Annotated in this window: 12 protein-coding genes; 3 read left to right on the top strand and 9 right to left on the bottom strand. The window is 64.0% G+C overall.

The genetic code is table 11. The features are described from left to right. Positions 1-28 precede the first annotated feature (28 nt). Positions 29-955, top strand: a complete 927-nt coding sequence (locus ACFOW6_RS02435) for an OmpA family protein (RefSeq protein ID WP_382420733.1) — start codon at positions 29-31, stop codon at positions 953-955. A gap of 209 nt (positions 956-1,164) precedes the next feature. On the opposite strand, the gene ACFOW6_RS02430 is transcribed toward ACFOW6_RS02435, so the two are convergent. After that, complete coding sequence (locus ACFOW6_RS02430; protein ID WP_382420732.1) at positions 1,165-2,076, bottom strand: DMT family transporter; 912 nt, start codon at positions 2,074-2,076, stop codon at positions 1,165-1,167. A gap of 74 nt (positions 2,077-2,150) precedes the next feature. On the opposite strand from ACFOW6_RS02430, the gene ACFOW6_RS02425 reads away from it, so the two are divergent. Next, positions 2,151-2,693 carry a TetR/AcrR family transcriptional regulator gene (locus tag ACFOW6_RS02425; RefSeq protein WP_382420731.1) on the top strand — a complete coding sequence of 181 codons (543 nt, stop codon included), beginning with the start codon at positions 2,151-2,153 and terminating at the stop codon, positions 2,691-2,693. A 151-nt stretch (positions 2,694-2,844) separates the two neighbouring features. Here ACFOW6_RS02425 and ACFOW6_RS02420 read toward each other — a convergent pair whose 3' ends face one another. Beyond that, a complete protein-coding gene (locus ACFOW6_RS02420; protein ID WP_382420730.1) occupies positions 2,845-4,014 on the bottom strand; it encodes a Fic family protein in 1,170 nt (389 codons plus the stop codon). 116 nt (positions 4,015-4,130) lie between these two features. After that, the gene (locus ACFOW6_RS02415) at positions 4,131-5,042 is read right to left on the bottom strand and encodes a LysR family transcriptional regulator (RefSeq protein WP_382420729.1); all 912 of its coding nucleotides are present in this window, start codon (positions 5,040-5,042) and stop codon (positions 4,131-4,133) included. A 337-nt stretch (positions 5,043-5,379) separates the two neighbouring features. Between ACFOW6_RS02415 and ACFOW6_RS02410 the strand changes: the two genes are divergently transcribed. Beyond that, entirely contained in the window at positions 5,380-5,934 is a 555-nt protein-coding gene (locus ACFOW6_RS02410) for a class I SAM-dependent methyltransferase (protein ID WP_382420728.1), read from the top strand. Between the two features lie 178 nt (positions 5,935-6,112). Here ACFOW6_RS02410 and ACFOW6_RS02405 read toward each other — a convergent pair whose 3' ends face one another. From ACFOW6_RS02405 to dctP, 6 genes are all read right to left on the bottom strand, one after another. Further along, positions 6,113-7,408 carry an NAD(P)/FAD-dependent oxidoreductase gene (locus ACFOW6_RS02405; RefSeq protein ID WP_382420727.1) on the bottom strand — a complete coding sequence of 432 codons (1,296 nt, stop codon included), beginning with the start codon at positions 7,406-7,408 and terminating at the stop codon, positions 6,113-6,115. A 48-nt stretch (positions 7,409-7,456) separates the two neighbouring features. Further along, positions 7,457-7,978: a MarR family winged helix-turn-helix transcriptional regulator gene (locus ACFOW6_RS02400; RefSeq protein WP_382420726.1), complete on the bottom strand. Its 522-nt coding sequence runs from the start codon at positions 7,976-7,978 to the stop codon at positions 7,457-7,459. 73 nt (positions 7,979-8,051) lie between these two features. Continuing rightward, on the bottom strand, positions 8,052-9,365 hold the full coding sequence (locus tag ACFOW6_RS02395; protein WP_382420725.1) for an NAD(P)/FAD-dependent oxidoreductase: 1,314 nt from the start codon (positions 9,363-9,365) through the stop codon (positions 8,052-8,054). A gap of 16 nt (positions 9,366-9,381) precedes the next feature. Beyond that, on the bottom strand, positions 9,382-10,686 hold the full coding sequence (locus ACFOW6_RS02390) for a TRAP transporter large permease (RefSeq protein ID WP_382420724.1): 1,305 nt from the start codon (positions 10,684-10,686) through the stop codon (positions 9,382-9,384). Between the two features lie 3 nt (positions 10,687-10,689). Beyond that, positions 10,690-11,253 (bottom strand): TRAP transporter small permease, encoded by a 564-nt coding sequence (locus tag ACFOW6_RS02385; protein WP_382420723.1) that lies wholly within the window; start codon positions 11,251-11,253, stop codon positions 10,690-10,692. 72 nt (positions 11,254-11,325) lie between these two features. After that, complete coding sequence (dctP, locus tag ACFOW6_RS02380) at positions 11,326-12,336, bottom strand: TRAP transporter substrate-binding protein DctP (protein WP_382420722.1); 1,011 nt, start codon at positions 12,334-12,336, stop codon at positions 11,326-11,328. Positions 12,337-12,622: the final 286 nt, after the last annotated feature.

The following is a 12,622-nucleotide window of genomic DNA, read 5'->3' as shown; positions in this document are numbered from 1 at the left end:
CCCTGCAAACCATGAGGGAGGCATCACCATGATCAGAACAATCCCTGAGCTTATATCGATACCCGTTGGCTGTCTGTTCGCCATAGGCCTTGTCGGTGCGGCTGCAGCGCAGGAACCGCAGGATTATCCCATGGCCCAGGGCGGCACGATCACCCTGCCGAGCGGAGAAATCTCATTCGCTGACCGCGTGGTGCGCTTTGAGGAGGGCGATCCGCCTTCCGAAAGAGAGGATGCCCGCGATCCGGAAGCGGTTCTTGGGCCGCCGGACCGCGAAGAGGGTGGCGAGAGCGCGGCCCTCACGCTTGGATGTCATGGATCGATCGTGCTCGAGTTCACCGACAATGCCCTGATCGACGCCGAGGGCGCGGACCTGCATGTCTGGGAGGTGGGTGATGATGCCGAACCCACTGAGGTCGCCATTTCCGGTGATGGTGACTCCTGGCACGAAGTCGGCACGGTCTCAGGTGGCACCTCGAGCCTCGATATTGACGAAGTCGCTGACGAAGGCGCGAGCTATCGCTACGTGCGGCTGTCCGATCGCGATTGCCTGGGGCGCCACGGGCGCTGGCCTGGAGCCGATATCGATGCGGTGGCCGCGGTCGGCACGGCGGAGCGCATCGTTCTCGACAGTGGCGTGCTGTTTGGTTTCGACGAGGCCGTGCTTTCGGAAGAGGCTGCGCAAGTCCTCGACGATCTCGCCGAGCGCATTGCCGAGGCGCCCGTTTCGCGGCTGGAAATCGAAGGGCATACCGATTCGCGTGGCTCAGCCAGCTATAATCTCGAGCTGTCCGAAAGGCGCGCGGAATCGGTCCGGGAATATCTGGCTTCCCTGCCGGTCCTGGAGGATCTGAGCCTGGACATTCGGGCCGTCGGCGAGGCCGAGCCCGTGGCGAGCAATGAAACCGAGGAGGGACGTCAGGAAAACCGCCGCGTCGAGATCCTGGCGCTTCCCTGACGCCTCTTATGGCCGGCGGGCTTCTGCCGGCCATTTCATCGCGCGGAGGCTCGTGGGACAGTTCCGGTGCGGCCACTCGGCGAGTTACAAGCCCTTTGCTACCTTGCCAGATGGCTCTGCGGGGTCTGGTCGGTGTTGCTGAAGTATTCGCGGAACAGGCGCATGGCGGGGGATGAGCTCGACGCCCTTGCGCCAGGCCAGGCCGATGTTCAGGGGTTCGGACAGGAGCGGGGCAGCACCGCGGTCTTTCCCGGCATCCGCCTGGCCTTTGCCAGCCGCACGCCGGCCAGGCAGATGAGGAACCCGGCCACGGCGCCGAGGGTGATTGGCTGATCGAACATGACGAAGGCCCAGAGCGTGGTGACCGGTGGTGTCAGGTAGATCAGGCTGGAAACGCGCGTCGCCGAGGTGCGCGCCAGGCAGGTCCAGTAGAGGCCGTAGCCGCCCAGCGTCGAGAAGAGAATGAACCAGAGGACCGCATAGGCGAAGGAACCTGTTACCTCTGGCAGCAGAGTGCCGTCTGCCAGCGCCAGGGGCAGGAACAGCAGGGCTGCGACGGCGGACTGTATGGTGAGGGAGGGCAGTAGTGGGCTGGGACCTGGCTGGCGACGGGCGATCAGCGTGGCCGTCACGAGGGAGGCCATGCTGAGTAGGGTCAGGCCATAGCCCCACAGTGGGGCCTGGTCGAGACCACCACCGACCGCCAGGGCCACGCCGCCGAAGCCGATCAATAGCCCCAGCCATTGGCGGGCCGAAACCGGTTCCGACACCACGATGCCGGCCAGGGCCGCGGTCGCCAGCGGCTGGAGCGCGGCGATCAGGGCCGCGGTGCCCGCAGGCACGCCCTGGTCGATGGCAGTGATCAGCGTGGCCAGATAGCCGAACATGGCGAAGGCGCCCAGAAGCGCCTGGAGGGCGAGCTCCCGGGGTGCCATGCGCGCGATCCCGCGGCCGGCAAGGGGTAGCAGAAGCAGGCTGATCAGCAGGAAGCGCCAGAACAGAACCAGGTAGATCGACGTGGTGGCGGAGGCCAGCGTCCCGCCGATGAAGCCGGAGCTCCAGCAGATGACCAGACCAACTTCCAGGACCGGTGTCGCTGCCAGGGTGCGCAGGGAAGGCATGGCGAGGGTCTCCAAGAAAAGTAAAGCGATCGTTCTACTTGCGTAAGTAGGACGATCGTTCTACATTGTCAATCATGAAAGACACCCAAGAGAAAATTGCCGCCGGGCTGGAACAGGCCTTCGCCAGCGCGGGCTTTGCCGAGCCCGGCGTGGACCAGCTGCGCGATGCGACGCAGGTCAGCTTGCGCACGCTCTACAAGTACTGTCCGTCCCGCGAGGACATGGTCCTGACGGCGCTGGAGCATCGCCATGGGCGTTATCTCGCCCATCTCTTCGAGGGTTTGCCCTTGGAACCACAGGCGGCGCTGATGGAGATCTTCGAGCGGGTGGGCGACTGGATGCGCAGCAACGCCGCACAGGGGTGCCTCTTCCACAGTGCCGTCGCGGCGCAGCCCCACAATGCGGCGCTGCGACAGCTGCTGGAGCGGCACAAGGCCGAGGTGGCCGGGCGGCTGGGCCAGGCCACGGGGCTGGAGGACCGCAAGGACGAGCTGATGTTGCTGCACGAGGGCCTGACCCAGAGCTGGACCTTCATGGGCGCGGCCGCCGTGGAGCGCGCCAAGGCCCTGGCAGTGCCCTTATTGAAGCAGGTGCGGGCACACTCTGTCAGCGAGTAGCATCGATGTCCTGATAATCAGGTAGCTGCGGCCAGGACCTTGGCAGTTTGGGGGTGCCTATGCCGTCATGCACAGGCAGAGGATGGTGTTTACTGGGGCATGAGATTCCGCTGGAGACTGCATCCCCAATCCGATACGGAAAGCCTGTGCCTCACGCTCGTTCCAGTTCCGTGCCGATCCGCAAGCGGTCGATGTAGGCCTTGTAGGCAAAACTGCGGTCGCGTTTCCGGCCGGTCATCTCAACCAGGATGCCGGCGTCGACAAGCGTTTCGATGGCGCGGCTGGCCGTTGGCTTGCTGGTCTGGAGAAGTTTCATTGCAGCAGCCACTGTGATGACCGGATGGTTCGGCAACTGCTCGAACAGGCGCACGGCGGACAGGGAGCTGCCTTCGTTGGAGTGCAGGTGCCTCCGGTCGGCCGAGATCACGGCGAAGAGGTCGCGGGCCGAACCGACGGCTTCATCGGCGATTGTCGCCACGCCGTCGAGGAAGAAATCAGTCCAGCCTTCCCAGTCGCCTTCGTCACGCACTGCGGTCAAGCGCCGGTAATATTCCTCGCGATGGCGCTTGAAGAAGAGGCTGAGATAGAGCAGTGGCGCCTGTAGCAGTCCCCAGTGTTCCAGGAGCAACGCAATGAGCAGGCGTCCGATGCGGCCGTTCCCGTCGAGATAGGGGTGGATGCTTTCGAACTGGACGTGGGCCAAGCCGATCCGTACCAACGAGGGCAGTGCGTCATCTGCGTGCAGGTATTTTTCCAGCTCGCCCAGCAGTTCGGGAAGTGCGTGGGGCGGTGGCGGGACATAGACGGCATTGCCCGGCCGGCTGCCCCCAATCCAGTTCTGGCTGCGCCGAACCTCTCCCGGTTGCTTGTTGGCTTCCCGTGCACCCTGCATCAGCCTCAGGTGGGCTTCATTGAGCAGCCTCATGGAGATCGGAAGGCCGCTCGTCTGCGCCAGCTGTTCGCGCGCGTAACTCAAGGCTTCAAGGTAGTTGCAGATTTCCTCGACCTCTTCGTCCGGTGAGGAGTCTTCCGCGGCTTCGAAGTTCAAAAGGTCGACCAGGGTCGCCTGGGTGCCTTCTATCTGGGAGGAGAGAACGGCTTCCTTGCGCACGAAGGCATAGATGAACCAGTCGAGGGAAGGAACCATGTCACTGGCGAGGTCGAGTCGGGCCAGCGCATGCTCCGCAGCGCGCAGCCGGTCACTCAAGCGGTCCTCCAGGATGATTTCTGGATCCCGCGGCGGCAGAGGAAAGGGGACGAAGGCCGAGACGTCCTCGCTGCCAGCCAGTGCAGTTTCATAGCGTCCCGTGATACGCTTCATCCTGTTTCCTCTCACGCTCCTGGGAACGATCTCGTTCCCAGGAGCCTTTGCTAATAAAGTTTTCTTTATTAATTGGCAGAGAAAGTCAAGAAAGCGTTATCAGGGGGTACGGTGACCTACCTTGCCAGATGGCTTTGCGGGGTCTGGTAGGTGTCGCTGAAGTATTCGCGGAACAGACGCATGGCGGGGGTGAGCTCGACGCCCTTGCGCCAGGCCAGGCCGATGTTCATGGAGGGCACCGGCTCGGCCGGGATGATGGTGTCGATGCGCTTGCCCTCCAGCGACCAGGGCCGATAGACCATGTCGGACAGGATGGTGATGCCCTGGCCGTTGGCGACGATGGAGCGCACCGCCTCGATGGACGAGGTGCGCAGGCGCACCGAGGGCTGGTAGTTGGTGCGGTTCCAGTAGCGCAGCGTGGTGTGCGCCGCCTCGTCCACCGTCAGCATGATGTAGGGCTCCTTCGAGATCTCCTCGAAGCCCACGCGCTCGAGGCCGAGGAAGGGGTGGCCCGAAGGCACCCAGAGCCGGCGCTGGGAGCTGAGCAGCGAGTCCGTGGCCAGCTCCGGGTTGTTGACGTTGGAGGTCAGCACGACGGCCATGTCGAAGCGGTTGGTGACCAGCCCGTCCTCCACCATCTCGCGGCTGAGCTCGAACAGCTGGATCTTCAGGTTGGGATAGCGCCTCTCCAGCCGGCCCAGATGCTGGGGCAGGAAATAGCCCAGCACGGTGTAGGTGGCGGCCACCGACAGGGTGCCGGTGACCTCCTCGTCGGCGACGCCGCCGGGGTTCATCGCCTCGTCGATGGAGGCCAGGATGCGATAGGCCGAGCCCAGGAAGTGCCGGCCCGCAGCCGTCAGCTCCATGCCCTGGGCGGTGCGGGTGAACAGCTGGGCGCCGGTCTCGGCCTCCAGGTCCTTGATGGCGGTGGTGATGGCGGACTGGGAGATCGACAGCTCCATGGCGGCGCGCGAGATCTGTCCCAGTTCGGCCGTCGCCACGAAGTATTTGACGTGCCGAAAATTCATCTGTCTTCCCCGTCCGCGAGGCCGGTGTGTATCTGAAAATCAGAACACGCTGGCCTGTTTGACGCTGTTCGAGGGCGTTCACGGAAGCCCCCTTGTTTTTTCCAGTATGCCCCAGGGTTGCATATCTGAAAAACAGAATATTCAGTCAGGTTGATATCGAGGCATGCGAAATCGCCGGGAGGGTCACCCGGCACCAGGCTTGCAGCCGCGTTGGCTCAATGACTGTGGGGATTTAAGGGCCCTTGACGGCGAGCGCATATGAACACGACATGAATTGTCTTTTCATGAGCGGGCAAATCACAGATGTTGAGCGTCTGAACGCTGCCTCGGAGACTGCATGCAACAATCCTTGATATTCCTGAAGTCGTTTCTCAATTCGCCCAAGGCCGTCGGCAGTGTCGTGCCGAGCTCTCGGTACCTGGTGAATGTGATCGTGTCGGGTATCGACTGGCCCACGCTGGGCTCGGTGGCTGAGCTTGGTGCGGGAACAGGCGTGGTGACAGATGCCATCGACCGCCAACGCAGCAGGGACTCGGAGTTCCTGGTTTTCGAGAGCGACCGCTCCATGCGGGCCGCCCTGGAGAAACGTTACGATGCCGTCTCTGTTCACGACAACGCCTTCGAGCTGAGGACGGTCATGGACAGCCGGGGGCTGTCCGGTCTGGATTGCATCGTCTCGGGCCTGCCCTTCGTCAATTTTTCCCAGGCGGATCGAACGTTTCTGCTGAAGGAGTTCCACGATCTGCTGAACCCCGGCGGAATATTCGTGGCCTTGCAGTTCTCACGGAATATCCGGCCAGACCTGAAGTCGCTGTACGACGAAATGAAGATGAGCCATGTCTGGGCCAATGTGCCGCCGGCCTATGTCTACCATTGCCGGCGCGCACGCTGATATCCGGGGCGAAGTGTGAAGGACAGGACGGCCACCTTTTTGTGAAAGGGAACAAGGCAGCTCCTGACGCCAATTCCGGCAGCGGATGCGAAGCAATCCACGTACCTTCTCGAAGGCCGGCCTGTGACAGGGGCGGGTCAGCGAGACGGAGTGGGCCTCGGCGTAGGCCCGGCAGATCTCAGAGCAGGTTCTTCGGCTTGACGAAATAGCGCTCGGAGAAGCGGGACAGCGAGAAGGCGCTCAAGTCCAGTTCGGTGGTGCCGCGGTCGACCAGTTCGGCCACGACTTCGCCGACGCCCAAGCCGATGCCAAAGCCGTGGCCGCTCATGCCTGTTGCCAGGGTCAGGCCCTTGGCCTGGGGCGCCTGGTCGATGACGGGGATGGCGTCGGGCATGACGTCGATGCGGCCGGCCCAGGTTTCCGCAAGGCCCAGGTCCCTGGGAAACCCGAAGGCGTCCGCCAGGGCGGAGCGGGTGCGCTCCAGCAGCTTGTGGTTGGGCGCCGGGTCCAGAGTGCGGATCTCCTCGTAACTCTTACGTTCGGCCGCTCGGTAGATGCGCGCCTGCCGTCGCTGCTCGGCGAAGCGGCTGTTCAGGTGCACGCGCAAGCTGGAGGCGTTCATCAGGAAGTTGGGCAGGAAACGGCCCAGGTAACGGAAGCTGTCGGCATTGAGGTCGTGGTCCATGACGGCGCCCGAGGCGAAGCTGAGCCCGCCGTCCTGGCGTGGGCGCAGGGCGACCGCCGGGAACCAGGTGGGAATCTCGATGCCGTGCGCGAAGGCCTGGGTGCGGCCGACGGAGACGCGCAGGTCGCTCTGGGGCAGGCTGATATCCAGCTTGCGCAGGAACTGGGTCGACCAGACGCCGCCGGCCAGGACGACCTTGCTGCAGCGAATCTCACCGCCCTCGGTGGCCACACCGGTTACCTCACCACCCTGGAGCAGCAGGTCTTCCACCATGCAGGTCTCGACGACTTCCTGGCCGACCCTGCGCAGAGCCGAGGCGATCGCCTGCGTGGCCAGACCGGGCTCAGCGCGCCCGTCGGAGGGGGTGTAGAGGGCGGCGGAATAGCGGCGTGCCATCGCCGGTGCGAGAGCCTCCATCTCCGACCCGCTCACCACCCGGCTTTCCAGGCCTTGGGCGGCGGCGTCCCGCGCCCAGTCGCGCATGGCCTGCATCTTCTTGTCGTCGGGCGCCACGGCCAGGTTGCCGCAGGTCACGAAGCCAGTGGACTCACCCAGTTCGGCGTCGATGCCGCGCCAGTTCGCCAGGCTCTTCATGATCAGCGGCAGCTCGCGCAGGTCGCGGCCCTGCTGGCGCACGAAGCCCCAGTTGCGGCTGGACTGCTCGCCGGCCACGCGACCCTTCTCCACCACCGTGACCGAGAGACCGCGCCTGTGCAGGTACCAGGCCGTGGCGCAGCCAATGATCCCGCCGCCAATGACCACCGCATCGACATGCTTGCGTTCGAACAAAACCGACTTCCCTTGATGAATTTGCGTGGGTGTGGAGAAAGCCTTGGGCTAGAGCCCCGCGGTGCCTGGCTCGTGATGCCGGCGCAGCTTCTTCAGGATGCGCACCAGTTCGTCGCGCTCTTCGTCCGTCAGGACCGAGAAGAAATCCTCGTCATAGCGGCAGGCGATGTTCGTGACCTGGTCCAGAAGCGATCGCCCCTTGTCCGTCAGCTGCAGGGCATAGGTCCGCCGTTCCTTCGGCGAGGGGTGGCGGACAATCAGCTCCTTGGCCTCCAAGTGGTCCACCAGCTTGACCATGGCCGAGCGATCCTTGTCCAGGGCCTTGGCGACACTGGTCTGGCTGACCCCGGGGTTGTTCGCCACGACAATCAGTGTCGACAGCTTGCCGGTCCCCCCGGCCAGCGGCGTGTCGGCGAAGGAATGGTCATAGGCCCTGTTGAGCTCGATGCTCAGCATGCGGAAGTGGAAGCTGACCAACTCCGCCAGGAAACCGAAATCGGGGGAGGCGGTCTCGCCGTCTACGGATGCGGATGCGTCTTTTGCTTTTTTCCTGTTGCTGCGCCCTGACATTCCCAAACCTGTGCTTTCCTATCCCTGGTAAGTTGTTCGTGACTTTCGGTTGCAAGAGGCTTTTCTGCAAGCCTCAGAAGGCGGGTGCCTCGAGTCCTGCTCGGCGTGCCAGCTTGCGGTCGTGCCGGCGGTACAGGGGCAATAGAATCCGTGGCACGATCCAACCGCCCTGGGGCACGGTTCTCGGCTTCTGCAGGGGCACCGAGAGGTCCTCGGCGGCGACCCCGCAGGCCCAGTCGGCGAGCACCGGTCCCATGGCCGTGGCTGTCGGCACGCCGCGGCCCGAATAGCCGATGGAGGCGACGACACCGGGTGCCAGCTCGAACAGGCGCGGGAAGGTATCGGGCTGCATGTCCAGGTCGCCGAACCAGTGATAGGGCCAGTCCAGGTCGCCGACCTGGGGGTGCAGCCACTTCATGCGCTCGCTCAGCAGTCGTTTCGTATAGTCGCCGTCGCGTCCGCGCCGGCTTTCGACGAAGACGGAGGTCACCAGCCGTCCCTCCTTGTTGTACTTGTAGAGACAGGGATCCTTGCGCGTGTCCACCAGGTGGTGATTCCCGGGGAGAACCTGCTGCCTGACGTTCCCGGAGAGCGGTTCGCTGGCGAAGCAGGCCACGGTCAGGTTCACGAAGCTCTTCTTCAGGCGGGGCCAGAAGTCGTCGGTATAGGCGCCCGTGCCGATTACCACCTTGTCCGCCGAGACGGAACCGTGGGCCGTCTTGACGCGCCAGCCGGACGTCTGGCCCTCGATCCCGGTCACGCGAGACCGGGTGTGGAGGCGCGCGCCTTCGCTGATGGCCGCACGGGCCAGTCCGCGGGCATAGCCCAGGGGGTTCAGGTGACCACCCTCGGGGTGCAGCCAGCCGCCGAAGTACTTGTCCGAGCCCGTCATCGCGGCGACCTCGTCGCGGCCGAGCAGCTTCACGTCCTTGCCCAGATCGGCATAGCTCTCGCAGCGCGCCCGGATCGTCGGTTCCATGGCCGGCGTGTGGGCGACCTGCAGATAGCCGTTCTGCTGGCCCTCACAGTCCATGTCGTAGCGGTTGATCAGGCTGAAGACCAGCTGGGCCGCGTCGGCCTGCAGGCGCAGGATGCGCTCGCCCCAGGGATCGCCGTATTTCTTCTTCACATCTCCGGGCTCCAGCATGATGAAGGTGGGCGTGCAGTGGCCGGCGTTGCGGCCCGAACCGCCGTGACCGATTTCCTCGGCCTCCAGCAGGACGACGTCGCGCCCCGAGCGGGCCAGGTGGATGGCGGTGGACAGGCCGGTATAGCCACCGCCGACGACACAGACCTCGGTCTGGATGTCGCCTTCCAGGGGCTCGGTGGGTGGGGCCGGGGCAGCAGTGGCATGCCACAGGGAGTTGCCGAGGGGTGTGTTCTTCATCGGTGCCTCTCCTTGCTTATCCGTAGCCCAGTAGCAGGCGCGGCAGCCAGAGCGAGATCTCGGGGACGTAGGTCGTGAGCAGCAGCGTCGGCAGCCAGGCGAACAGCAGCATGTAGAGCGTCGGCCGCATGGTCTCGGTGATCGGCACCCGGTTCAGCTGCCCCGCCAGATAGAGCAGCGGTGCCGTCGGTGGGGTGATGTTTCCCATGCCCAGGTTGACGCCCAGGATGGCAGCGAACTGGATGGGACTGATGCCCAGATCCGTGACCAGCGGCAGCAGCAGGGGCGTGCTGAGCATCACCGAACTGAGGTCGTCCATCAGCATGCCGATGATGATCATGAAAACATTGATCATCAGGATCAGGACCAGCGGGTTGCTGGACACCTGGGTCAGGGTGTCCATGATCAGGTCGGGCACGCCTTCCATCACGTAGAGGCGACTGAGCATCAGGACGGCGAACAACATGACCATGATGACGCCGGTCATCACCGCCGAGTCCAGAACCGTCTGGAAGAAGCCCCGGATGGTAAGGCCGCGATAGATCCAGAAACCGACGGGGATGGCATAGAGGGCCGCCAGACCCGCCGCTTCGGTCGGTGTGACGAAGCCGCCGTAGATGCCGCCCAGGATCAGGAAGGGCATGAACAGGGCCGGTGTCGCCCGGCCGGTGCGCCGTCCGAATTCCTTGGCATAAGCGCGCGGTGAGTCATAGGCCGGCCGCCGGACGAGGTTGTCCTGGTTGCGCATCAGCCAGACGTTCACGCAGCACAAAAGCACCATCAGGATGATGCCGGGCGTGAAGCAGGCCAGGAAGGCGGCCAGGACGGACTGCCGCCCGATCCAGGCGTACATGATCATCATCGAGCTGGGCGGGATCAGCATCCCCAGCACCGAGGCGCTGGCCATCAGCGCCGCCGAATGTCCGCGCGGGTAGCCGGCCTCGTTCAGCCGCGGGAACAGGATGGTGCCGATGGCCGAGAGGGTGGCCGCAGCGCTGCCGGTGATCGAGCCGAAGACGGCGCTGGCCACCACCATGACCGAACCGAGACCGCCGCGAACGCGCCCGACCAGCAGCTCCACCAGTTCCACCAGCCGTATGCCGATGTTGCCACGGTTGATCAGGCCGCCGGCCACAATGAACAGCGGGATCGCCAGGATAACGATGGAGTTCATGCGGCTGGACGCATAGGGCAGCAGGAAGCTGGGGTCGTAGCCGAACTGGAAGATCAGGTAGGCCGTGGAGGCCAGGAAGGCGAAGGGCACCGGGATGCCGATGACCAGGGCCAGAATGAGGATCAGGATCGCGGCCAGGGTACTCATGGGCTAAAGTCTCCCCTCTTCGCTCGATTGAGCGGCGGCCGCCGCCTGTTCCTTGAGGATCTGCGGCTCGATGTGGCCCGTCTGCCGGAGTTCGGTGAGCTTGCCGATCAGCTCCACCGCGAAATAGAGCGTCATGAAGATGAAGCCGAGCAGGATGGAGGTGTGCAGGACCAGGTTGGGAATGCCGAAGACCGGGGTCTCCCCGCCTTTCGCCAGGCTCCAGCTGAACATCTCCCAGGCCCAGTAGGTGAACAGGCCGGACAGGCCCAGCGTGATCACGCTGCTCAGCAGCTGCACCAGGTCGCCGATCCGCCGGCCGCGCAGGTAGACGGAGATGATGTCGGCCGAGATGTGGCGGTGATAGCGTGTGGCATAGGCCGCCCCAATGAAATACATCCAGAAGGCGGCAATGACGATCAGCTCGTCCATGCCGTAGAGACTGCCGCCGAAGACGTAGCGCTGGAAGGCGATCGCGCTGACGCCGAAGAGGACGAAGAGGTTGGCCAGCACGACGATCGTCGCCTGGATGCGCAGGACGATACTGTCGGTTTTCCTGAGAACGCTCATGCCTTGTTGACCCTAGGCGATGCGGCCGGTGCCGCGGACGCCTGGCCCGCGACACCGACTGCCAGGGAGGAACTAGTACTGCTCGCGCAGCCGGTTGATGAGTTCTTCGCTCAGCCGGTCATGCAGCTTCGGCCAGGTCGTCTCGCGGACGTATTCGGCCCAGCGTTCCCGGTCCTCGTCCGTGAACTCGACCACCTCGACGCCGGACTCATCGAGACGCTTGAGATAGGTTTCCTCGCTCTCGCGCGCCGTCTCGAAGCTCTTGTCCACCAGGTCGATGGCGATCTCGCGGATGATCTCCTGGTTCTCCGCAGAGAGCCCCTCCCAGGTCTCCGCGCTCATCAGGAAGGCATAGCTTTCGAAGAAGTTGTTCACCGGGACGTAGTAGTCGATCACGTCACGGAAGTTGGTGTAGTTGATCTCGGCCTGTCCGCCGGTCCAGCCCTCTGCCACGCCGGTCTGCATGGCGTTGTAGAGCTCGGCATAGGGCACGGTCACGGTCTGGAAACCCAGGTCGTCCATGGCCACCTTGAAGACGTCGATGGGCGGTACGCGCAGAAGGACGTCCTTCTCCGAGGTGGGGTCGTGAATATCCTCGGGCAGTTCGGTCAGGCCAAGCCCGCCGAAGCCGTTGGCATAGAGCCCACCGATCTGCTTGACGTCGAGGTTGGCGTGCAACTGTGCCATCTCCTCGGCGATGAAGCCGTCGCGGGCCATCATCTCCTTCGCCTGGTCCCAGCTGGAGACGGCGTAGTTGAGCGACGGCAGCTCGAGCCGGGAATCGAACTGGCTGGGCACCGGGATCAAGGCGAACTCGATGGTGTCGCGACGAAGTTCCTCATAGATCTGGGTGTAGTCGCCCAGCTGGTTGGCCGGGAATACGCGGATATCGATTTCGCCGTCGGACTGTTCGGCGGCACGTTCGGCGAACTCGTTCATGGCCTCGGTGGCCGGATGGCCCTCGGGCACGATGCCGGCCATCCTGAGTTGGACCTCGGCGCTGGCCGTACCGGCCAGGACCGTGCCGGCAACCAGTGTGGCCGCCAGCTGGGGAATCGCCTTGCGGGTCAGTCTGTGTGTCATCTGCCTCGCCTCCTTTGTTGAAACCTCCAGCACCCCTGTTCGGGTCAGGGATGCCGCTCTCGCGCACCTGCACAGGCGGATGCAGGAGCGGGTGACCTGTTAACGGCAACGCTGGCACAGAATTGTTGTGCTATGCAACAGTTATGTAAAACAACATTCATGAAGCTGTGAAGGAACGGCCGTGGTTCAGTACCGGATCGGCTTGCGCGTGATCCTGGCCGGTCGCGGGATGGCGGCTTTGGCAGGCATAGGAGGCCAGCTGGCCGCTCACGGATACCCGTTGCTT

It is taken from the genome of Fodinicurvata halophila, assembly GCF_042651425.1.
In the GTDB taxonomy this organism is placed as follows: Bacteria; Pseudomonadota; Alphaproteobacteria; order Kiloniellales; family DSM-21159; genus Fodinicurvata; species Fodinicurvata halophila.
This window is presented reverse-complemented; position numbering and strand designations above follow the sequence as displayed.

Coding starts and splice junctions, on each gene's coding strand:
- ACFOW6_RS02435 (WP_382420733.1), top strand. CDS start 29: ATGATCAGAACAATCCCTGAGCTTATATCGATACCCGTTGGCTGTCTG.
- ACFOW6_RS02430 (WP_382420732.1), bottom strand. CDS start 2,076: ATGCCTTCCCTGCGCACCCTGGCAGCGACACCGGTCCTGGAAGTTGGT.
- ACFOW6_RS02425 (WP_382420731.1), top strand. CDS start 2,151: ATGAAAGACACCCAAGAGAAAATTGCCGCCGGGCTGGAACAGGCCTTC.
- ACFOW6_RS02420 (WP_382420730.1), bottom strand. CDS start 4,014: ATGAAGCGTATCACGGGACGCTATGAAACTGCACTGGCTGGCAGCGAG.
- ACFOW6_RS02415 (WP_382420729.1), bottom strand. CDS start 5,042: ATGAATTTTCGGCACGTCAAATACTTCGTGGCGACGGCCGAACTGGGA.
- ACFOW6_RS02410 (WP_382420728.1), top strand. CDS start 5,380: ATGCAACAATCCTTGATATTCCTGAAGTCGTTTCTCAATTCGCCCAAG.
- ACFOW6_RS02400 (WP_382420726.1), bottom strand. CDS start 7,978: ATGTCAGGGCGCAGCAACAGGAAAAAAGCAAAAGACGCATCCGCATCC.
- ACFOW6_RS02395 (WP_382420725.1), bottom strand. CDS start 9,365: ATGAAGAACACACCCCTCGGCAACTCCCTGTGGCATGCCACTGCTGCC.
- ACFOW6_RS02390 (WP_382420724.1), bottom strand. CDS start 10,686: ATGAGTACCCTGGCCGCGATCCTGATCCTCATTCTGGCCCTGGTCATC.
- ACFOW6_RS02385 (WP_382420723.1), bottom strand. CDS start 11,253: ATGAGCGTTCTCAGGAAAACCGACAGTATCGTCCTGCGCATCCAGGCG.
- dctP (WP_382420722.1), bottom strand. CDS start 12,336: ATGACACACAGACTGACCCGCAAGGCGATTCCCCAGCTGGCGGCCACA.